This is a genomic window from Dyella sp. SG562, from assembly GCF_011759495.1.
GTDB lineage: Bacteria > Pseudomonadota > Gammaproteobacteria > Xanthomonadales > Rhodanobacteraceae > Dyella_D > Dyella_D marensis.
This window is the reverse complement of record NZ_JAAOYS010000001.1, coordinates 432825-455294: the sequence shown is the minus strand read 5'-3', so window position 1 is coordinate 455294 and position 22470 is coordinate 432825. Positions and strand designations below refer to the sequence as shown.

Genomic DNA, 22470 nt, shown 5'->3' with positions numbered 1-22470 from the left:
GGGTGAGCCGCAGGCGAACCCCAACCTACGCCAGATGGGTGCCAGGTCAGGGCTTGCCGCCCGCGCGGATAAGCTCCATCACCTCATAGCAAGCCCCCATGGTGTGGTAATCCACCTTGCCCGCCGGGCTCTTCTCATCGTCGTACTTGCGGTTGTCACGCGTGAGGATGCGGAACCACGCACCGTACTTGTGATCGACGAAGTGCTCCCACGAGTAAGCCCACAGCTTCTGATACCACTCGTCGTACTTCGCCTCGCCCGTGCGCGCATGCAACAGCGCCGCCGCGGCCAGCGATTCCGCCTGCACCCAGAAATACTTGTCGTCGTCGCACACGCTGCCATCCGGCGCGAAGCCGTAGGCGATGCCGCCGTATTCCTTGTCCCAGGCGCGATCCAGCGCGGTGTCGAACAGATGCTGCGCCGTCGGCACCAGCCACTTCTCCTCGCGGTTGCGCTCCAGCAGCAGCGGTTCGAGGATCAGCAGCAGCTTGGCCCATTCGGTCTGGTGGCCGGGCTGGAAACCCCAGGGGCGGAACAGGTGCTTGGGATTATCGAGGTTGTATTTCCAGTCAATATTCCAGTCGACGTCGTAGTGCTCCCACACCAGCCCTTCGGCCTTGGCGGCCTGGCGGCGGGTCATGTTGTCGGCCAGGGTGAGCGCGCGTTCGAGATAGCGCGGCTCGTCGCTGGCCTGGTAGGCGGCGAGCATCGCCTCGCACATATGCATGTTGGCGTTCTGGCCGCGGTAGCCGCTGAAGTTCCAGTGCTCGTCGGCCTCGTCGCGGTACAGGCCGAAGTCGGCGTCCCAGTAGCGCTTTTCCAGCAGCTCCCAGGTTTCGTCCATCCACGGGCGCACTTCGGTGAGGCCGGCCTTCAGCGCGGTGGAGTAGGCCAGCAGCACGAAGGCCACGCCGTAGGCGTGATAGGTGCGGTCTTCCGGCTTGCCGTCGCGGATGGTCCAGGCATAGCCGCCGCTGGCGGCGTCGCGATGCACTTCGCGCAGGTAGCGCAGGCCGTGGCGGGCGGCGTCGAGGTATTCGGCGCGCTTGTCGTCGAATTCGCGCGCGGCCATGGCGTAGGTGAAGACGAAGCGCGTGCTGCTCACCAGGTGGCGGTGGCTGCGGTCGTAGATGGTGCCGTCGTCTTTGTAGTAATGGAAAAAGCCGCCGGCGGGGTCGATCGCGTGCGGATGGTAGAAGGCCATGGTGTGCGCGATATGCGCGCGCAGAAAGGCTTCGCTGCCGAAATTCGGGGTGTTAACGGGGGAATTCATGCGTGGGCGTCCATGAAAGCGAGCACCTCGGCTTCGTCCGGCATGGCGGCGAACGAACCCAGGCGGGTAACGGTGAGGGCGCCGCAGGCGGCGGCGAAGCGCAGCATGGCGTGCAGCCGCGGCAGTTCGGCGACGAGATGGTCGAGCTGGCCGTCGCCTTTCTCCACCGTGGCCAGTCGATGCAGCAGGCCGCCGACGAAGGCGTCGCCCGCGGCGGTGCTGTCCACCGTGGGCACGGCGTAGACCGGCATTTCGCCGGAAGCGTCGGGATGGAACCAGCGCAAGGTGCGCGAGCCGTCGGTGATCACCAGCAGGCGCGCCCGGCCGGCCCACAGGCGTTCCAGCGCGGCTTCCTCGCCGGCGTCGCCGGCCAGCCAGTGGAATTCCTCGGCGCTCAGTTTCACCACGTCGGCCAGGTGCAGCGCGGGCCACAGTTCGTCGTGCGAGGCGCTCTGCTGCGGCCACAGCGCGGGGCGCAGGTTGAGATCGAAGCTCACCCACGCGCCGGCCGCATGCGCGCGGCGCATGCCTTCGCGGGTGGCTTCGGCCAGCGCGGCTTCGGTCATGCTGTTGGAGCAGACGTGGAACACCGCTGCGTCGCGGAAGCTTTCCTCGCGGAAATGTGCGGGACGGAACAGCAGGTCGGCCGAGGGCGGGCGGTAGAAGCTGAAGCTGCGCTCGCCATGGCTGTCCAGCGCGACGAAGGCCAGCGCGGTGTTGGCCTCGCCGGTGCGCGCCACGCCGCCGGTGTCGACGCCGGCGCGGTGCAGGCTGTCCAGGAGGAAGTCGCCGAACATGTCCTGGCCCAGCATGCCGGCGAAGGCGGCCGGGCCGCCCAGCCGCGCCACGGCCACGGCGACATTGGCGGGCGCGCCGCCGGCGAAAGGAATGAAGCTGCGCGGGAAACCCTGCGCGTCACGCCCCTCGGCGTGGAAGTCGATCAGTGCTTCGCCGAAGCACAGGATATTGCGTGCCATCGAATGGGGATCTCAGTGGGTGGCGGCGACTGGGGTGTCGCTCTTGATGCGCGAGCCGTAAAGGCCGTAGAAAACGATGTAGGCGTAGCACAGCAGCGGCAGGAAGAACGCGTGCTGCACGCCGATGCGGTCGGCGAACAGGCCCTGCACGTAAGGCACCAGCGCGCCGCCGACGATGGCCATGATCAGCAGGCTGGACGCCTTGCCGGTCAGCGGGCCCATGCGTTCGATGCCGAGCGAGAAGATGGTGGGGAACATGATCGAGTTGAACAGGCCGATCGACACCACGCTGTACATCGCGACCGCGCCCTTGGTCGACATGGTGGTCAGCACCAGCGCCATGTTGATCGCGGCGAAGATCGCCAGCAGCTTGCGCGGCGACAGCCTGGCCAGCAGCGCCGAGCCGATGAAGCGGCCGATCATGGCGCCCAGCCAGTAATAGGCCACCCAGTTCGCGGCGGCCTGTTCGCTCATGTTGCCGATGTCCGGCATCGACAGGTAATTGACCAGGAAGCTGCCGATCGCCACCTCGCCGCCCACGTAGAAGAAGATGCCCAGCACGCCGAACAGCACGTGCGGGTGGCGCAGCGCATCGATCAGCGTGTGATGGCCGGTGTCGGCCTGCTCGGTGCTTTCTTTCAGCGTGGGCAGGCGGAACAGGTAGACGAAGATCGCCAGCAGGAACAGCACCACGGCCAGGCCCAGGTACGGGCCCTGCACGGTCTGCGCTTCCTGCGCGCGGTAGGCCAGCTGTTCGGCGGGCGAGAGCTTGCCGATCTGCTCGGCGCTCAGCACCGCGGCCGAGAGGATCAGCAGGCCGCCAAACTTCGGCGCCAGGAAGGTGCCGAGCGAATTGAGCGCCTGCGCCAGGGTGAGGCGGCTGGAACTGGTTTTCTCAGGACCGAGCAGGGCGACATACGCATTGGCGGCCACCTGCAGCACGGTGATGCCGGTGGCCAGCACGAACAGCGCGCCGAGAAAGGCGTCGTAGGAATGCATCGCCGCGGCGGGCCAGAAACCCGCCGCGCCGACGCCGGCGATAGCCAGGCCGGCGACGATGCCCTTCTTGTAGCCCAGGTGCGCGACCAGCCGGCCCGCCGGCAGCGACATCAGGAAATACGCGCCGAAGAAGGTGAACTGCACCAGCATCGCCTCGGCGTAATTGAGCTGGAACACCGCCTTCAGATGCGGAATCAGGATGTCGTTGAGGCAGGTGAGGAAGCCCCACATGAAGAAGATGCTGGTGAGCACCCCCATCGCCATCGGGTAATCGGTGTAGCGCTCCTTGGCCGCCCCGGGGAGCGCAGTGTTCGACGGGGCGGGTGGTGAGGCGAAAGCCATGGGTGGTTTCCTCGGAGTAGGAATCAGGTCGTGCGCGGTGCGCCGCTGCTTTCGCGCACCACCAGGGTCACCTGCGCGACCGTGGTGGTGGCATCGGCCTGCGGCTTGCGCAGGCGCGCGAGCAGGAGTTGCGCGGCCTGGCGGCCGCGGGCGCGCGGATCGGTGGCCAGCGTGGTGAGCGGCGGCATGCTGAAGGCCGCCTCGGCCACGTCGTCGAAGCCGGTGAGCGCGAAATCGCGGCCCGGCTGGATGCCGCGCTGATTGAGGCCGAGCATCAGGCCCAGCGCGACCGCGTCGTTGTAGCAGACCGCCGCGGTGGGCGCGGGCTTGGCGGCAAACAGGTCGGCGCAGGCGCGCGCGGCGTCCATGCGCGTCGGCAGCGTTTCCACGCGCCAGCGCGGCGCGATCGGCAGGCCGGCCGCGTTCATCGCTTCGACATAGCCGGCATGGCGCTGGCGGCACGAGCTGGAATCGCCATGGCCGCCGAAGAACGCGATGCGCTTGTGGCCTTGGGCGATCAGGTGTTCGGTGGCGAGCCTGGCGCCGCGCTGGTTGTCCAGCATCAGGCGGTCCCAGTGCGCGTACTCCGGCAGGTTGCCGCCGAGCTCGCGGTTGAACAGCAGTACCGGCGTCTGCGCGCCCACCGCGGCGAGCACGCGCTCGGCGGCGCTGCCTTCGGCGGGGGAGAGAATGATTCCACCCGGGCCATGTTCGATCAGCGAACTCAGCACCGCCTGCTCGCGCTCCACCGATTCGCCGGTGCTGCCGAGCAAGGTGACGAAGCCGGCCTGGCCGAGCGTTTCATCCACGCCCGCGGCGAATTCCGCGAAGAACGGATTGCCCAGTTCGTTGAGCACCAGCGCGATGCTCGACGAGGTGCGGCGGCGCAGATTGGCCGCGGCGCGGTTGTAGACGTAGCCCTGCTTGCGCAGTTCTTCTTCCACCCGCGCCCGGGTGTGTTTGTTCACCAGTGGACTGCCGCGCAGCACGAGGGACACAGTGGCGCGCGACACGCCGCAACCGGCGGCGATGTCGTTCAGGGTGATCTTGCGGCGGATCGAGGTCGAGCTTTCCATGGTTCTCGCGGCCATTAGAACGATCCAAAAGTAGTCGATTCCATAAGGATAGTGATCTCGCACTGCAGCATGCACCGGCCATCGGTGGGGTGTTAGCTTCCCCGGTTTGGAACGATCCAAACTTGCCGGCCAGGACGGTCGACCAAGCAGCAGGCACCTCGGTCGACCGGAATTGCGCCGCAAACCACGTCCTGGGGAGATGCCGATGGTCAAGTTTTCGTTTAAGCCGGGCTTCGCGCCGGCCCTGCTGGCACTGGCCTTGTCGCTGGCGGCGGGGGCCGGCCACGCCGCCGAGCCGGGCCACGCCGCGGACGTCGACCCGCGCATCGGCACCGGCGGCGACGGCCATACCTTCCCGGGCGCCACGGTGCCGTTCGGCATGATCCAGCTCTCGCCCGACACGGCCATGCCGGATTTCAAGCACGCCTATAAGTGGGCCGCCGGCTACCAGTACGGGGACACCAGCCTGCTCGGCTTCTCCCATACGCATTTCTCCGGTTCCGGCCATTCGGACCTGGGCGATGTGCTGGTGATGCCGGTGGCCGGCGAGCCGAAGCTGGAACCGGGCGACCCGGCCCAGCCCGGCAGCGGCTACCGCTCGCGCTTCAGCCACGACAGCGAAAAGGTGGAAGCGGGCTATTACGCCGTCACCCTCAGCGACTACCAGGTGCGCGCCGAACTCACCGCCGGCCGCCGCGTGGGCTGGCACCGTTACACCTTTCCCGCCGGGCAGCCGGCGCATCTGCTGCTGGACCTGCGCCCGAGCATCTACGACTACGCCGGCAAGGTGCTGTGGTCGTCGCTGCGCGTGCACAAGGACGGCGCCGTCACCGGCTGCCGCCAGACCCGCGGCTGGGCGCCGGGCCGCGAGCTGTGCTTCGCCATGCGCTTCTCGCAGCCGCTGGCCGCGCGGCATCTGTACGACCGCGAGACCGACGTGGCCTACAAGGGCTTCAAGGGCCCGGGCCACCAGCCGGAAGACCAGGACGCGCAGCAAGGCCGCGCCATCGTCGGTGTGTTCGACTTCGGCCAGCTCAAGCAGCCGCTGCAGGTGAAGGTGGCGATCTCGCCGGTAAGCGAGGCCAATGCGCTGGCCAACCTGGACACCGACGGCAAGGGCTGGGACTTCGACGCCCGCCGCGCCGAGGCGCGCAACGCGTGGAACCAGGTGCTGGGCGTGGTCGACGTGGACGCGCCGAAGGAGCAGCGCACCAGCTTCTATACCTCGCTGTACCACGCCATGCTGTCGCCGACGCTGAGCATGGACGTCAACGGCGACTACCGCGGCCCGGACAACGCCGTGCATCGCGCGCAGGGTTTCGAGTTCCATTCCACCTGGTCGCTGTGGGACGTGTACCGCGCGCAGCAGCCGCTGATGGTGCTGTTGCAGCCGCAGCGCAGCGTGGACTTCGTGCAGTCGCTGATCGCCGCGCGCGAGGCCAGCCCGTTCGGCATCCTGCCGGTATGGGCGTACCAGGGCCTGGAGACGTGGTGCATGATCGGCTACCACGCGGTGCCGGTGATCGCCGACGCCTATGTGAAGGGCATCCGCGGCTTCGACGCCAAGGCCGGCCTGGACGCGATGGTGGCCAGCGCCACCTATGCGCCGTACGGGGGCCTGGGCGAATACATGCAGCGCGGCTACGTGCCGATCGACAAGGAGCCGGAAGGCGCCTCCAAGACGCTGGAATACGCCTACGACGACTGGACCATCGCGCAGATGGCCAAGGCCATGGGCCGCCAGGACGTGGCCGCGCAGTTCGCCAGGCGCGCGGGCAACTGGCGCAACGCCTACGACGCCAAGACCGGCTTCATGCGCGCGCGCAAGACCGACGGCCAGTTCCGCGAACCGTTCAATCCCGACGTAGCCGGCTACGGCAGCGACTACACCGAGGGCAATGCCTGGCAGTACAGCTGGTACGTGCCGCAGGACGTGGCCGGGCTGATCGCGGCGATGGGCGGCGACCAGGCCTTCGTGCGGAAGCTGGACAGCGTGTTCGACGCCAAGGTCGATCCCAAGCAGTTCGCCCATGTGGAGGACATCACCGGCCTGATCGGCTGGTACGCCCACGGCAATGAGCCCAGCCATCACCTGGCCTACCTGTACGACTATGCCGGCGCGCCGTGGCAGACCCAGCAGCGCCTGAAGCAGATCATGGACAGCCAGTACGCACCGCGCCCGGACGGCCTGGCCGGCAACGACGACCTGGGCCAGATGTCGGCCTGGTACGTGTTCACCGCGCTGGGTTTCTATCCGGTCGCGCCCGGCAGCGACGAGTACGCCATCGGCCGTCCGTTCGTGCGCAAGGCCACGCTGCATCTGCATGGCGGCAAGACCTTCACGGTGTCCGCCGAGCCGCTGGACGACGCCCATCCTTACGTGGGCGAGGTGACCCTCAACGGCAAGCCGCTGGACCGCGTGTTCCTCCATCACGGCGAGATCCTGGCCGGCGGTGAGCTGCACTTCCGCATGCAGGCGCAGCCGGACCGCAGCTGGGGGCAGGCGGCTGCTGCGAGGCCGGCGGCGATGAGTGCTTACGGGAAGTAAAAGAAAAGAAACCTTCTCCCCTCCGGGGAGAAGGTGCCGGCAGGCGGATGAGGGGCCGGGGCTCGCCACAACGTATCAACGGGGCGAAGTAAAGAGTTTTTGAGCTTGTCGCGAACCTCCGCGCCACGCTCCGCCCGGCCCCTCACCCCGACCCTCTCTCCCACAGGGACTACCTTCGGGTCGCCCGGAGGGGAGAGGGAGTTAGCGTGAAGGGGAGAGGGAGCAAAGCCGCAGGCAAATCGCCGCGCCGTGACATCCCCGCTGGCAGGCATCAGATGATTCTGTAACCATCGGCGTATGCCGCACTCCCCGTGGAAACTTACGCCGGTCACCCGACCCCGGATGCGGGATCGCGTGGCGCTGCGCTGGCGCCTGGGCGGCCTGCTGTTCGCGGTGCTGGTGATCGTGGCGCTGCCTTACATGGTGACCCGCAGCGGCTCGCGCGACGCGCTGGACGCCAATGCCCGCGTCACCCATTCCTCGGAAGTGAAATCGCTGACCTACCGCATCGCCTACGTCACCCGCGACGGCGAGGCGGCGCTGTACCGGCTGCTGGACGGCGACGACAACCCGCAGGTGCGCGTGCGCGCCGGCCGGGCCAGCAAGGAGATTCCCGGCCTGCTCGCGCAGCTGCGCGACATGACCCGCGACAACGCCGACCAGCAGGCGCGCATCGGCGCGCTCGGCAGCATGGTCAGCGGCCGCCTGGCCCTGCTCGACCAGGCCATGCTGCGCTATCGCCAGGGCGACGTGCGCGCCGCCAACGATGCGCTGCGCGATTCCGGCACCCTGTTCAAGATGGACGACCTGATCGACGGCATCGTGCAGAGCGAGGACGACACCTTGCTGGCGCGGCGCAGCCAGGCGCGCGCCGCTTCGTCCAACAGCAGCCTGGCGCTGACCATCACCGCCAGCGCGCAGGTGCTGCTGCTGGCCATCGTGGTGATCGTGTCCGAGCGGCAGATCAGCCGGCGCCTGCAGGCGGAAGAACGCGAAGGCCAGGCGGTGCAGCGCTCGCAGCTGATCGTGCAGGCGGTGCGCGAGCCGATCGCGCTGCTGGACAGCAAGCTGTGCACCTTGCTGGTCAATGCGGCGTTCGGCGAGCTTTATGGCATTCCGCCGTCGAACCGGCATTCGCTGCCGCTGGTGGAGATCGGCGATGGCGCCTGGCGCGACAGCGCCTTGCAGCAGCGCCTCAACGACGTGCTGCTGCTGGACCGCGAGCTGTGGGACTACGAACTGCTTCAGCGCACCGTCGACGGCGTCGACCGCCACGTGGTGATCAACGCCCGCCGCCTGCAGCAGGACGACGGCGGCGAGCCGGTGCTGCTGCTTACGGTGAGCGACGTCACCGCGCGCGCCCTGGTCGAGCAGCAGGTGAAGGAACTGAACCGCCAGCTCGAGGGCAAGGTGGCCCAGGTTTCCGACGTGAACCGCGAGCTGGAAGCCTTCAGCTATTCGGTCTCGCACGACCTGCGCGCGCCGCTGCGCCATATCGCCGGCTTCGCCAGCAAGCTGGAACAGCATCTGGGCGAGGGCGCGGACGACAAGTCGCAGCACTATATCGACGTGATCAGCGACGCCGCCCGCCGCATGGCCCAGCTGATCGACGACCTGCTGGTGTTCTCGCGCCTGGGCCGCGGCGCGCTGCGGCTGCAGCCGGTGGACATGCAGTCGCTGGCGGAAGAGGCGCGCGTGCTGGCCGAATCCGAGGTGCACGGCCGGCGCATCCTGTGGTCGATCGCGCCGCTGCCGATCGTGATCGGCGACGAGAACATGTTGCGCACGGTGTGGCAGAACCTGCTCGGCAATGCGGTGAAGTACACCGGCAAGTGCGAGGTGGCGAATATCGGCGTGGAGATGCGCCGCGGCGACAACGGCGACTACGAGTTCGTGGTCAGCGACGACGGCGCCGGCTTCGACATGCAGTATTCCGGAAAATTGTTCGGCGTGTTCCAGCGTTTGCACCGCGCTTCGGAATTCCCCGGCAATGGCATCGGCCTGGCCAATGTGCGGCGCATCGTGCAGCGCCACGGCGGCAAGGTGTGGGCCGAGGGCAGCCCGGGCGAGGGCGCGCGTTTCCACTTCACCCTGCCGGCCTCCGACCTGGCCGACGCGTTCGCGCAGGAACGGCAATGAGCCTGGGTACGGTCACCCGCAACGCGCCGGCGCACGGTGTCCTGCGCAGCATCCTGCTGGCCGAGGACAGCCCCGCCGATGCCGAGCTGGCGCTGGAGGCGCTGCGCAGCGCGAATCTGGCCAATCCCATCGTGCACGTCGAGGACGGCGTGGACTGCCTGGATTACCTGCACGGCCGCGGCGCCTGGGCCGGACGCCCGCCGCTGGATCCGGCGGTGGTGCTGCTGGACATCAAGATGCCGCGCGTGGACGGCCTGGAAGTACTCACCGAGATGCGCGCGGACGAACGCCTGCGGCGCATCCCGGTGGTCGTGCTGTCGTCCTCGCGCGAAGAAAGCGACCTGGCCCGCAGCTGGGACCTGGGCGTGAATGCCTATGTGATCAAGCCGGTCGACGTCGACCAGTTTTTCGAAGCGGTGCGCACGCTCGGGCAGTTCTGGGCGGTGCTGAACCAGGCGCCGGATTGAAGGCGCCGCGCCGCGAAGGTATTGCTTACATGCCAGATAAACCGAACATTCCCCAGCCGCCGCCGTTTCCGCGCATCCGCGTGCTGCAGATCGAGGACAGCCTGCCCGACGCCGAGCTGGTGATCTCCGAACTCGAAGCCGACGCGATCGACTTCGAGGTGCGCCTGGTCGACGACGAGACCGGCTATCTGCGCGAGCTGGAGGATTTCAAGCCGCATATCGTGCTGTCGGACCTGAGCATGCCCGGCTTCTCCGGCGAGCGCGCGCTGGAACTGCTGCGCGAGCACGACCGCGACCTGCCTTTCATCTATGTCTCGGCCACCCTCGGCGAGGAAGCGGCGATCGCGGCGCTGCGCAACGGTGCCACCGATTACATCCTGAAGCAGAACCCCGCGCGCCTGGCCAGCGCCGTGCGCCGCGCCCTGCGCGAACACGAAGCGCAGAAGGCGCAGCGGCGCGCCGAGGCGGAGCTGATTCGCGCGCAGCGTTTCGAAAGCCTGGCCATGCTGGCCGGCGGCTTGAGCCACGACCTGCGCAACCTGCTGCAGCCGCTGCTGCTGGCTGGCGAAAGCCTGCAGGATTACCAGGACGACCCGCGCCTCGCGCGCCTGGGCAAGCTGGTGCGCGATTGCGGACGGCGCGGCCTGGACATGGTGCAGTCGATGCTGTCGTTCGCCCGCGGCGCGCGCCGCGCCGAACAGGTGCGGGTGGGCGCGCTGCTGGATGCGCTCAACCTGCTGCTGCAGGGCAGCGTGCCGCGCAATGTCGCGCTGGAGCTGGCGGTGGACGATCCGGAGCTGAGCTTCTCGGGCAACCATACCGAGCTGCAGCAATGCCTGCTCAACCTCAGCCTCAACGCGATCCAGGCCATGCCCGGCGGCGGCGAGCTGCGCATCGAGGCGGGGCAGCAGCTGCTGGCGGCCGATTTCTTCCAGGAAGGCGAGAGCGCGGAAGAAGGCCGCTATCTGCGCCTGAGCGTGATCGACACCGGCTGCGGCATGGACGAGGCCACGCTGGCCCATCTGTACGAGCCGTTCTACACCACCAAGGAAGGCGGCACCGGCCTGGGGTTGCTCTCGTGCAAGCGCATCGTGGCCAGCCACGGCGGCGCGATGCGCGTGGAGAGTGCGCTGGGGCAGGGCACGGGGTTCCATCTCTATCTGCCGCTGGGCGCGCAGCTCGAAGAGATGCCCGAGGGCGAGGACGACGAGCATCTGCTGGGCAATGCCGAGCGCGTGCTGGTGGTGGTGGAGGAGGCGGCCCAGCTGTCGCTGCTGGTGGATACGCTGGATGCGTGGGGATATCTGGCGCATGCCAGCCAGAGCGGTACGGCGGCGTTGCAGTGGATCGAGGCGCATGGGGTGCCGGATCTGGTGCTGATGGATGCCGATATGAATCTGTTTACCGGGGTGCGGACGCTGGCGGCGTTGATCGATCATGGGTATCGGCGGGCGGTGGTGTTGTTGACGCGGCCGGATGCGCCGCCGGATCTCGACGAGATGCCTGAAGTGGAGCGCCTCTATCTGGTGGATAAGCCGGTGGCTACTTTCAAGTTGTTGGGGACTTTGCGCGAGGCGCTGGATGGAGAGGGTTGAGGCGGGCCTCTCCTACCCGTCATCCCGGCGTAGGCCGGGATCCAGTAGCGACTAGGTGTGGTTGTCGCGACTTGGCCGCTTATGCAGCGGGCATTTCGGACGCCTGCCGGCGCCCGAGTCACTTTCTCTTTGCTGGCCCAAAGAGAAAGTAACCAAAGAGAGAATGGCCTAAGAGCAAAGGCTCGCGACGCGACTAGAAGGAGCGGTGGGCGTCTGCGGTAGCCTGATTAACCTGGGTCTACACGAAACGACAGTGCGTTTACGTAACGGCTTCTTCAACGTGCCGTGGCCGAGAGGACGTTCAAGAACCGGGGCCAGCTTCTGTTCTTCGTTCCTGCTTACCTCACCACTACACCCCTCTCCCCTCCGGGGAGAGGGCAGGGTGAGGGGCCGGGCGGAGCGAGGAGGTGGGGTCAGTCGATCCCGAGCTTCTTCAGCTTGTACCGCAACGCGCGGAACGTAATGCCCAGCTTCTTCGCGGCCGCGGTCTTGTTGTACCGCGACTCTTCCAGCGCCTTGATGATCGCCGTGCGCTCGATGTTGCTGATGTAGTCGTCGAGGCCGCCGTCGGCGGTGGGCGATGGTGCCGGTTGGGTGGGGCCGGATGCGGGGGCGCCGGGTGGGGGTGGAACTGCTGTATCGGCTGCGCGTGCCGTGCGCTGGGGCAGCATCAGGTCGGCTACGTCGATTTCGTCGCCTTCGCACATGGCCATGGCGCGTTCGAGGATGTTTTCCAGTTCGCGCACGTTGCCGGGGAAGTCGTAGCCGTCCAGGGCCTGCTGCGCGGCGGGCAGCAGGCGGCCGGGGTTGCCGCCGCTCTTGATGGAGAGCTGGCGCAGGATGTAGCCGGCGAGGAGGGGGACGTCGCCGCGGCGTTCGCGCAGGGGCGGGACGCGCAGTTCGATCACGTTGATGCGGTAGAACAGGTCCTGGCGGAACTGGCCTTGCTCGACCAGGGCCGCGAGATTCTTGTGCGTGGCCGACAGGATGCGCACGTCGACGGGGATCTCCTCGCGCGCGCCGATCGGGCGCACGGCCTTTTCCTGGATCGCGCGCAGCAGCTTCACCTGCATGTGCAGCGGCAGTTCGGCCACTTCGTCGAGGAACAGGGTGCCGCCGTTGGCGGCCTGGAACAGGCCTTCCTTGTCGCTCACCGCGCCGGTGAAGCTGCCCTTGCGGTGGCCGAAGAATTCGCTCTCCATCAGCTCGGACGGAATCGCGCCGCAGTTCACCGGCACGAAGGGGCCGGCCGCGCGCGGGCCCTGCTCGTGGATCAGGCGGGCGACCAATTCCTTGCCGACGCCGGATTCGCCGGCGATGTACACCGGCGCCTGGTTGCGCGCCAGCTTGCCGATGGTGGCGCGCACCTGCGCCATCGCGGGGGAGTCGCCGATCAGGCGGTCGCCGGCATTGGGCGCCTTGGCCGCGCCGCCGCCGGCGCGCTTTTCCTCGGCCAGGCGCAGCGCGGTGCGCACCAGCTGGCGCAGCATCTGGATGTCGACCGGCTTGGACACGAAGTCGAAGGCGCCGGCCTTCAGCGCGCTCACCGCGGCGTCGACGTTGCCGTAGGCGGTGATCATCGCCACCGGCATGTCGGGGTGCTTGGCGGCGATCAGCTCGATCACCTCGTGGCCGGTGCCGTCGGGCAGGCGCATGTCGGTGAAGCAGAGGTCGTAGGTGCGCTCTTCCAGGGCGCGACGCGCGTCCGCCACCGTACCCACCGCATCGACCTGCAGGTCCATGCGACCCAGGGTGATGGTCAGCAGTTCGCGAATATCGCGCTCGTCGTCGATGACGAGGACGGTCTGTTGGCTCATGTCATCCAGCTGGCTTTCAGGTGCGGGCTAGGATACCCGCCCCCTCCCCGAGGGGCAAAGCCTGTCCGTCCGGCGCGTTTTCAGTGTCCCAGGTGCCGGTCGAAGAAACGCCAGATCACGCGGTATGCATCCTTGGATTCCGGCATGTCGGGGTCGGAGAAGAACGAATGCCACATGCCGTCCCACACGTGCAGTTCCGCTTCCACGCCGGCCCGGTCCAGCAGCGTGTGGCTGTGGATCACCGCGCTCATGGCCATGTCGCGCGTGCCGGAAATCAGCAGGGTAGGCGGGAATTTCGCCAGCAGCGCGGGCGAGTTGGCCGCGAATACCAGCGGATCGTCCGCGCTGGCGCCCTTGAAGTAGGGCAGGTCGCCGAGCTGCATCGATCGCGGGGGAATCGGCTTGCCGTTGAGCGGCGAGGCGATATAGCTCTCGTCGCCGCCCAGCGGGGTGACGCCGGCGCAGAACATGCCGATCGCGCCGGGCAGCGGCAGCCGATCGTGGATCAGCCTGGCGGTGACCTCGCCGGTGAGGATGCCGCCGGCGGAGCAGCCGTAAATGCCTACGTTGGCCGGCTGGTAGTGCTTGAGCAGCTCGCGGTACACCGCCACCACGTCGTCGGTGGCGGCGGGAAAGACGTGCTCGGGTCCTTCGCGGTAATCCACCGTCACCACCTTCACGCGCCCCACGCCGGCGATGGGGATCGCCTCGACCAGGCCGCCGCTGTGCGCGCCCCACAGGAAGGCGCCGCCGTGCAGGTTGATCAGCACCCGCGCCTGGTTCGCCGGCGCCACGCCTTGCGCGGGCAGCACCACGTCCACCGCCACGTTGGCGATGCGCCCCGCGGCGATCTTCACCGGGTAGATCTGCTGCATGCGCGCAGCGCGGGCGCTGTTCATGCGGTCGTAGAACGCGCGGTTCTGCTCGATCGGCGCGGTCAGCGGCGGCGCCTTGTCGCCTTCGGCCAGCATTTTCGGGAAGAACGCGCGCGACTCGGGGGAGGCGAACACGGAATACGGCACGGTGGCATTGCCGATGAAGATGCTGGCGTCGGCTTTGTAGCCGGTGGCCGGCGGCGCGGCCTGGGCGCTCGCGGGGTTGGCGCCGGACAGCAGCGCGGCGGCGACGCAGGCAAGCCGGAACGTGCGCATGGCGAAGGCTCCCCGCTTCATGGTGCGGTTCCGGTGGCGCGCTGCTTCTGCGCCGGCGCGTTCTTCTGCAGGATCTCCTGCAGCTTCAGATACACCCCGTTGGTCCAGCCGAAGCCGATCACGTTCTCGCTGTAGCCCGCGCTGACGCGCACGTCGGCATTGCCCTTGGCCATGTTGTATTTCTCGCGGATGGTGCCGTCGTCGGCGAGGCCGCGGTCCACCGTGGCGGTGAACTTGCCGGCGAGGCGGCGCGCGTCGTCGTGGAAACCGTAGTCGTCCAGGCCCTTGATCGCCAGCCAGTTGGTCGGCGCCCAGCCGAACGGATCGTTCCATTGCACGCCGGCGGGCTGGTTGTCCATCGATAGCCCGCCGCGGCGCTCGAACACCGGCAGCTTGCCGCGCACGGCTTCGGCCTGCTGCGGCGAGGCGGCACCGGCCCATAGCGGGTAGTAGGTGTTGAGATAGGGCGTGGGCGAGGGCTTGCCGGCGACGAAGTCGTAGTCGCGGTACATGCCGTCTTCGGCGCGCCACAGGTATTTGTCCATGGCCTGCTTGCGCGCCGCGGCGGCAGCCGTCCAGCGTTCGGCGTCCTTGGCGTTGCCCAGGCGTTTGGCGAAGGCGGCCAGGTCCAGCTCGTAGCGGTAGAGCAGGCTGTTGAGATCGACCGAAGCGTAGTGATGGGTGGAACCGCCGAACGGGCCGAAGTGGAAATTGGTGTCGTAGCCGGATTCGCGCATGGCGCGGTCGCCATGGTAGTAGTCGGCCGTGAGGCGGTAGCCGTCGTACCAGTTGCCCAGGCACACCTTCGAAGCGCGCACGTCGCAGCTTTCCCTGGCCAGCCGCGCGGCTTCGGCATCGTCCGGCCTCTGCGCGCCCTTCAGCAGATAGCCCGGATCGTCCTTGGGATGCGCGCGCAGCCACTTGATCACCTTCACGTAGAAGTCGTCGCTGTTCTGCGCTTCCAGCACCGGGCCGTCGCCCAGGTCGTAGTAGCGCGCCAGGCCGGTATCGCCGGCGCGGTGTTCCTCGCGCGTCCACACGTCGTGGTTGCGTACCGCCAGCGGGTAGGCGTTCGCCAGCCAGGTGTTGCGCTCGGCGTCGGAGGCGAAGGCGTCCGGGTCGTCCAGCACGGTGGCCATCATCGCGGTGAGGAAGGGCGGCTGCGAGCGGCTGAGGTAATAGGTGCGGTTGGCATTGAGCACCGCGCCGTAGTGCTCCACTTCGAACAGCGCGTTGTCCACCATGTCGCGCGCCAGCTTGCCGCGCTGATCGGCGGCCAGGCCCAGCACGATGAAATAGCTGTCCCAGCCGTACATCTCGTTGAAGAAGCCGCCGGGCACGACGTAGGGGTGCGGGAGGTAGAGCAGGCCCTGCGCGGGGAGCTTGGTGGCGTCGATGTCGCCCAGTTGCTGGATGACGCGCGGCAGCGGGTGGATGTCGACGCCGCAGCGTTTGCCGATGTCGGCGAGGGCGGGCGTCACTTTCATTTCCGCCGGGACGTAGAGCACGGGGTGGCCGACGATCTTGGGGTCGGTCAGGGCGTTGCACTGGTTCTGGGAGCGGGTGAGCGTGGTCCAGGCCTTGTCGATGTAGGTGCGGGTTTTGGCCGCGTCGGGCGTGGCCGCGTACGCAGTAGCTGTGGTGAAAATAGTTGCGAACAGCGCGACACGTAGCAAGTGGGGAGAGCGGGTCATGGGTGGGGTCCTCGCTTCGGGAATTGCTTGTCCTCAGTCCTCAAACTCGAACCCTTCTCCCTCCGGGAGAAGGTGGCGGCAGCCGGATGAGGGTCCGGGCGGAGCGGTGCACATCACACTTGCGCTCCGCCCGTACCCTCACCCCAACCCCTCTCCCAAGGGGAGAGGGGCTTCAGGCCGCGATCAATCGGGCCGCGCGACACGCGTCAGCTTCGCCTTCCCATCCGCACCATGCTCGATGCCGATGTCGAACACCTTCCCGCGGTAATGCACGCCCTGCAGCTTCACCGACTTCCACGCCGGCGGCAGCACCGGCGCGTAGGCCTCGCTCAGCCCGTTGTCGTCGATGCGCAATCCGCTCAAGCCATACACGAAGCTCTGCACGAAGCCCGCCGAGGTGGACAGAATGTACCCCGCGTTATTCGCCACGGTCTCCGTGCGCACATTGAACGGCGGTTTCAGGAACCCGGCCAGGTTGCGATGAATCCACTCGCCCGCGGTCTTGCCATCGCCCAGCTCGGCGGCGCCCACCGCAAGCATCACCATCATCATCTCGTTGGGATCGTCGCCATGCACCTTCAGCTCGTGCAGCTGGAAGTCGAAGTTGTTGCGGCGGATCTCCGGCGTCATCGGCAGGTCGAGGTTGGGATACATCAGCCAGATCAGCGAGGAACCCATCCAGGTGATCTTGTCGTGCGGCACCGAAGCGTCGAAATCGAGATGGCGCTGGTTCTGCTGGTCGAACGGGATATACATCTTCGCGACGATCTCGCCCCACTTCGGGTCCGCCGTCTCGCCCACCTTCCTGGCCGCTTCCTGCGCGATGCGCAGCGTCTTGGCCGCGGCGGCATTGGTGAACGAGTCGTTAGGCACGTCGTTATAAGCCTCGTCGGGCGAGGTGACGTGGTGGATCTCGTAGCGGTCGTGCGCCTTATCGTAGGTGACGCGGCTGACCCAGAACTCGGCCACCTCGCGGATCACCGGCCAGCCGTACTGCTTCAGCCAGGCCTCGTCGCCGGTGGCCTGGTAGTACTGCCACTGGGCGATCGCCACGTCGGCGTTGACGTGGATCTCGCGGTACACGTCGTAGGCGAAATGCGGCGTGTAGTCCTTGCCGGTTTCCGGATCCGCTTCCCACGGATACATGGTGCCGCTCGCACCGTATTGCTTGGCGCGTTCGCGCGCCGGCTGCATGGTGCGGTGGCGGAACATCACGATCGGCTTGGCGCGCTCCGGGTGCAGCAGCAGCAGCGCCGGGAACACCCAGGAATCGCTGTCCCAGAACGCATGGCCGGCATAGCCCGGGGTCAGCGCGCAGGCGCCCATTGGCCAGGCGGTGCCGACGGTGGAATTGGCCAAGAGGTAATAGAGGTCGGAATGCACGGCCTTCTGCACGGCCGGATCGCCGTCGACCACGATGTCCGACTTCCACAGCTCATGCCATGCGGCCTTGTGCGCGGCCAGCAGCTGGTCGAAGCCGGTGGCGCGCGCCTGCTTGGCCAGCGCCAGCGTGGCCTTCGCATCGCCGCCCCAGCCCTGGCGCGACAAGGCGGCATACTTGGTGAAGGCGTAGGTGCGGCCCTTCTGCACGCGCGCGGTGACGTTGAGCGAGAGGCGGAACGGCGTCTTCTCCAGCTTCACGTCTTCCACGTTCAAACCGGCGGGCAGGCTGACGGCAATCGCTTCGGCCATCTCCAGGCCCTGCTCGGCGCGGCCGTCCAGCCACAGCGTGAGGTCCTTGCTGTCGCCGTCGCTGGCGCCGATGCGCGTCACGCCGTGGTACCACACGGCGGCGCGGTCCGGCGTGGGCACCGGCTTGTTGTTGAGGTTCTGGCCGCTGGCGATCACCGACTCGATCATCTGGTCGCCGGTGAGCTTGCCGATGGGAAAGCGCGGCTGGTGCTCGGACCATAGGCGGATGGGAAAAGTCAGCTGCACGCTGCCGTCGAACTGCGGCGTGATCGTCAGCCGCGTCGCGGCGAGGTGGCTGGCATCCTGGCTGACGAACGTCGTGACCTTCACGTCGGTGGACTTGTTCGCATAGACGAAGCGGTAGCTGGTGGCGAGCGTGGCGTCGCGCATGTCCAGCGTCTGTGCGTAGCCGGTGAAGATTTCCTTGCCCAGGCGGGTGGAATTGAGCCAGCCGCCGCCGGGGTTGTAGTCGATCTCGCTCCAGCCCGGTATCGCGGCGGGGCGCGCGATGTCGTCCCGGGCGTAGTCCATGAAGGCGACCATATAGCCCATCGCGGGCTCGGTGCCGCGGGCGGTGGTCATGCTGGAGAAATAGCCGTTGGCGAGGTAGCCGGGGAAGTAGCTGTCGAAGTCGGCCGAGGTGCCGGTGAGCACGAAGCTCGGGTCGCTGTTCGCGTCCTGTGCCAGGGCGGGGCCGGCGGCGGCGAGCATGAGCAGGGCGGCAAGGCCCAGGCGGCGACAGCGTATTGGCATGGCTACTCCCATCATCGAATCCTTGCAGGGCTTATTCCGGAGCGAGGTCGGACGGCGCGGGCAGCGCGCCCGCGCGGTCGGCCTCGCGCTTGAAGAAGAACAGCGCCACCAGCACCAGGCTCATCGGCACCAGCGAGAAATAAAAGGCGTGGATGCCGCCGAAGCTGGCGAACACCACCGCGGTGATGCGCGAACCCAGGGTCCCGCCCAGCGCGGAGAAGATCACGATCAGGCCGGTCATCGCCGCATGCAGCGGCTTGGGCAGCGAGCTCAGCGCCACCGAATTGATCACCGGATAGATCGGCGCCATCAGCAGCCCGATCAGCGGCAGCAGATAGGCCGCCGGCGGCGCATTGAGCCAGCCGATATCCGGCCGCGCCACGGTGTGCTGCGCCAGCGGCAGCACCAGCAGCACCAGCACGCCCATGCCGATCACGCACAGATTCAGCAGCGTGTGCCACGGCATGCGCCGCAGCACCTGGCCGGCGGCGATGCGGCCCAGCGCGGTGCAGCCGGCCAGGATGCTGGCGAGCTGGATGCTCATGGCATTGGGCAGGTGCAGGATCTCGTTGTTGAAGGTAGGCAGCCAGGTGCCGAAACTCTGCTCGATCAGCACGTACAGGAAGGCCGAGATCAGGAACACGTTCACCAGCGGCCGCAGCATCAGCTTGAACATCGCGGCGGCCGAACCGCCCAGCGATTGCACGCCGCCCCCATGCGCGGCCGATTCGTCCAGCCGGGTGCCGGCCAGCAGCACGAACACCAGCACGCACAGCACCGCCAGCAGCCAGTACACGCGGAACCACACCGGGTTGGCCGGATCCGCATGGTCGATGAAGGCGCTGAAGATCCAGCCGCTGAGCAGCACGCCCAGCATGAACAGGCCTTCGATGGTATTGGTCAGGCGGCCGTGCTCGGCGCGGCCGCGGGTGAGCAGGCCGATCGAGGAATACACCGAGACCTTGGTCAGCGCGAAGGCGACGCCCACGCAGGTGAACAGCAGCTCGGTGGTGTGGAAAGAGGGATACAGCGGCATCAGTGCGCAGGCGCAGCCGACGATGGCCAGCGCGATCATCATCGCCCGGCGATAGCCCAGCATGGGCAGGAAGGAGGCGACCAGAAAGGAAGTGACCGCGATCGGCAGGTCCTTGAACAGCTCCAGCAGGCTGGCCTGGGGCTTGTCGATGCCGAACGTGTGGATCGTCTGCAGGATCACCGTGCCGACGCTGTTGAGCAGGATCGCGAAGATCATGTAGATCAGCGCGAGCGCAGCGATCATGCGGAATCGGTTCATGGCCACTCGCTTGCGGGTCGGGTCATACGGCAAAAAAGGGCGGTCCGGGCTGTCGCGCGCCCGGACCGCCTTCAGGGAAAAACGAAAGCATCAGAAGTTGTACTTCACCTGGAAATTCACCTCGCGCCCTTCCAGCGGACGCGCCAGGATCACGCCGCCCGCGCCGGCCGCCGAGCCGAAGATACGCGAGTTGCTCTCGGTCAGGCCCAGTTCGTTGGTGATGTTGGTGCCCTGCAGGCGCAGTTCCCAGTGGTCCTGCACATTGGCCACCACGCCGAAATCGAGCGTGTCGTACGAGCCCAGCTGCTGCAGGCCGGACAGGTCCTGGGTGTGGTCGCCGACGTGGGTGTAGGTCACGAAGGCGGTGATGTCGCCCCACGGGAACAGGAAGCGGTAGCTTGGCGTGAACATGTAGCGCACCTTCGGCTGGCGCTGCAGCTGCTTGCCGTTGATGAAGGCGCAGCCGTTGCCCGCTACCTGGTTGACGTAGGGAATGCAGGCCGAATAGTGCGAGTAGTGGCCGTCCAGATAATTGGCCACCACCGCCAGCTTCAGGTTGTCGATGGGCATCACCGCGCCGCTGAGGTTGATGCCCTTCGAATCCGAACCGTACAGCAGCTGCGCGCCCACCGGCGCACCGGCCGCATTGGTCGGCTGGTAGGGCAGGCCGTTGAACTGGCGGTGGTACACGCTGATGTCGGCGTACAGCAGCTTGGACTGGTATTTGAAGCCGGCTTCGAAGTTCTGCACCTTCTGCAGCGGCGGCGTGTTGCCGGTGGTGTTGCCGCGCAGCGCGTTGTCGAAGTCGCCGAAATGCACGCCCTTGTTGACGCGGCCGTACACGCTCATGTTGTCGGCCAGCTCGTAGTTGGCGCCGACCGTCCACGAGGTATGCGTCTTGTCATACTTGGTGGTGGCGAAGGTGCCGTCGCACACCGGCACCGCGTTGTCGTACAGCGTGGCGTTGTTGCCGTCCAGGTTCACGTTGTGCAGGTTGCACACGTGCACGGTGGAGTCCTGGTTTTCCAGGCGCGCGGACACGTCGAAGATCCAGCGGTCGAGCTTCCACACGTCGGACAGATAGAACGCCTTGTTGGTGGAAGTGCCGTTCTCGGCGATGTTGTACGCGCCGTAGTCGAGGAAGCCCTGGTAGTCGGTGACCTGGTCGCCATTGGCGGCGACGACCTTGATCGGGCGCGCGTTCGGCGTGTTGGTCATCAGCATCTGGTTGCCCAGCGCCCACTTGTCGTTCATGGTGTAGTGCGCCAGGTACAGGCCGGCGGTGAGCGTATTGCCTTCGAACAGTTCCTTGCTCAGGCGGAAATCGTTGTTCATGTTCTTCAGGCGCTTGTGGATGTACCACCAGCCCTGGTGGATCACGCTCTGGTTCGGATCCACCACGCCGCCGCCGTTGATATAGGTGGCGGTGGCGCCCGGCGCGATCTGCAGGCCGCCGAGATCCTTGGAGGTGGTGTAGAGCGTGCCGTTGAGCGTGTCCGGATTGGAGCCGGAGAACAGGGCATTGGTGTCCATGTCGCCTTGGTCGATCAGGAACTTGTCGGAGATGCTCCAGCCGCCGTCCAGGTCGTAGTCGAAGTTGCCGCCGAAGAAGCGCATCTTCGCGCCGCGGCCGTTGGCCAGGTTGGCGCTGGTGCCGCCGCCCGGATACCCCGGCAGGTTGACGTGCTGGATGTACTTGCTGTTGTAGGTGTCGGTCAGCGGATCGAAGCCCGGATAGGCCGAGAAATTGTCGCTGCCGTGCTGCAGCAGCGGGATCGGCGTGATGAACTGGTTGCGGTCGTTGAGCACGCGCGTCCACAGCACCAGCGAGCCTTTCTCCATGGTGTGCGAGAGAGTGGCGGTGAACTGGCCGCCCTTGTCCGCGGCGAACTGCGGATCGCGCACGCCATCGGACTTGCGCCAGAAGCCGCCCACGCTGCCGAACCAGTCGTCGGCCACCTTGAAGCCGAGGAAGCCGTCGGCGCGCCACAGGCCTTCGTTGCCGTAGGTGAGGCCGATGCTGCCCGAGGGCTTGGCCGTGCCCTGCTTCAGCATGAAGTTGGCGGTGGCGCCGATCTGGCCGTCGCCGAATACCACGGACGGGCCGCCCTGCAGGATTTCCACGCGCTCGACGGTGTCGTCGAGGCGGAACATCGAGGTGGTTTCCATGAACGACAGCGTGGGCATGCCGTACAGCGGCGAGCCCATGATCTGCGTGGTGAAGTAGGGCGCATCGCCGCCGCCCGGGAAGCCGGCGATCTCGATGTTCGCGCCGGTCTGGCCGCCGGTGGATTCCGGCCACAGGCCTGGCGAGATCTTCAGAAGGTCCGCGGTGCTCTTCGGATTGGCCTGCTTGATCGCCTCGGCGTCGGCCGCGGTGATCGAGTACGCGGCGTCGATCTTGCGGATGCCGCCGATGGTCGGCGTGCCGGTGACCACCACCTGTTCCAGCGTCTTGGTGTCTTTCTTGCCCTGCGGCGGCGCCGGAGCCGGCGGCGCGGGCGCCGCCGGGGGCTGCTGCTGTGCGTTGGACGATGCGCTGTTCGGCGCCGTGTCCTGCGCGTGCGCGGTGCCGAGCATTAGCGCCGCGGCGATGGCCGCGGCGAGCAACTGTCGAGTGATGCCTTGGCGATGCATGGTCGAACCTCCCCAC

14 protein-coding genes are annotated in these 22470 nt (G+C 67.2%); 4 read left to right on the top strand and 10 right to left on the bottom strand.

Features of this window, described 5'->3' with window-relative positions; translation table 11 throughout:
* Window positions 1-46: 46 nt before the first annotated feature.
* From FHW84_RS01970 to FHW84_RS01955, 4 genes are all read right to left on the bottom strand, one after another.
* Complete coding sequence (locus tag FHW84_RS01970) at window positions 47-1273, bottom strand: AGE family epimerase/isomerase (protein WP_167252434.1); 1227 nt, start codon at window positions 1271-1273, stop codon at window positions 47-49.
* Window positions 1270-2250 carry a carbohydrate kinase gene (locus FHW84_RS01965; protein ID WP_167252433.1) on the bottom strand — a complete coding sequence of 327 codons (981 nt, stop codon included), beginning with the start codon at window positions 2248-2250 and terminating at the stop codon, window positions 1270-1272. The genes FHW84_RS01970 and FHW84_RS01965 overlap by 4 nt, the downstream gene beginning before the upstream one ends.
* Window positions 2251-2262: 12 nt before the next feature.
* On the bottom strand, window positions 2263-3513 hold the full coding sequence (gene fucP / locus FHW84_RS01960; RefSeq protein ID WP_243867845.1) for an L-fucose:H+ symporter permease: 1251 nt from the start codon (window positions 3511-3513) through the stop codon (window positions 2263-2265).
* A gap of 101 nt (window positions 3514-3614) precedes the next feature.
* Window positions 3615-4667 (bottom strand): LacI family DNA-binding transcriptional regulator, encoded by a 1053-nt coding sequence (locus tag FHW84_RS01955; RefSeq protein WP_167252431.1) that lies wholly within the window; start codon window positions 4665-4667, stop codon window positions 3615-3617.
* Window positions 4668-4872: 205 nt separating this feature from the next.
* On the opposite strand from FHW84_RS01955, the gene FHW84_RS01950 reads away from it, so the two are divergent.
* The 4 genes from FHW84_RS01950 to FHW84_RS01935 all read left to right on the top strand — a co-directional run bounded on the left by FHW84_RS01950 (window position 4873) and on the right by FHW84_RS01935 (window position 11416).
* Entirely contained in the window at window positions 4873-7215 is a 2343-nt protein-coding gene (locus FHW84_RS01950) for a GH92 family glycosyl hydrolase (protein WP_208399572.1), read from the top strand.
* A 342-nt stretch (window positions 7216-7557) separates the two neighbouring features.
* A complete protein-coding gene (locus FHW84_RS01945; RefSeq protein WP_167252429.1) occupies window positions 7558-9354 on the top strand; it encodes an ATP-binding protein in 1797 nt (598 codons plus the stop codon).
* Complete coding sequence (locus FHW84_RS01940; protein WP_167252428.1) at window positions 9351-9821, top strand: response regulator; 471 nt, start codon at window positions 9351-9353, stop codon at window positions 9819-9821. Before FHW84_RS01945 ends, FHW84_RS01940 begins: the two co-directional genes overlap by 4 nt.
* 29 nt (window positions 9822-9850) lie before the next feature.
* Window positions 9851-11416: a response regulator gene (locus FHW84_RS01935; RefSeq protein WP_167252427.1), complete on the top strand. Its 1566-nt coding sequence runs from the start codon at window positions 9851-9853 to the stop codon at window positions 11414-11416.
* A gap of 413 nt (window positions 11417-11829) precedes the next feature.
* On the opposite strand, the gene FHW84_RS01930 is transcribed toward FHW84_RS01935, so the two are convergent.
* The 6 genes from FHW84_RS01930 to FHW84_RS01905 form a co-directional block, all read right to left on the bottom strand.
* On the bottom strand, window positions 11830-13233 hold the full coding sequence (locus FHW84_RS01930) for a sigma-54 dependent transcriptional regulator (protein WP_167252426.1): 1404 nt from the start codon (window positions 13231-13233) through the stop codon (window positions 11830-11832).
* A gap of 80 nt (window positions 13234-13313) precedes the next feature.
* Window positions 13314-14384, bottom strand: a complete 1071-nt coding sequence (locus FHW84_RS01925; protein ID WP_167252425.1) for an alpha/beta hydrolase fold domain-containing protein — start codon at window positions 14382-14384, stop codon at window positions 13314-13316.
* Between the two features lie 17 nt (window positions 14385-14401).
* Window positions 14402-16078, bottom strand: a complete 1677-nt coding sequence (locus tag FHW84_RS01920) for a trehalase family glycosidase (protein ID WP_167252424.1) — start codon at window positions 16076-16078, stop codon at window positions 14402-14404.
* 183 nt (window positions 16079-16261) lie between these two features.
* Window positions 16262-18523, bottom strand: coding sequence for a glycoside hydrolase family 65 protein (locus tag FHW84_RS01915; RefSeq protein ID WP_167252423.1), 2262 nt, complete (start codon window positions 18521-18523; stop codon window positions 16262-16264).
* 31 nt (window positions 18524-18554) lie between these two features.
* Entirely contained in the window at window positions 18555-19817 is a 1263-nt protein-coding gene (locus tag FHW84_RS01910; RefSeq protein ID WP_243867810.1) for an MFS transporter, read from the bottom strand.
* A 90-nt stretch (window positions 19818-19907) separates the two neighbouring features.
* A complete protein-coding gene (locus tag FHW84_RS01905; RefSeq protein WP_167252422.1) occupies window positions 19908-22454 on the bottom strand; it encodes a TonB-dependent receptor in 2547 nt (848 codons plus the stop codon).
* Window positions 22455-22470: the final 16 nt, after the last annotated feature.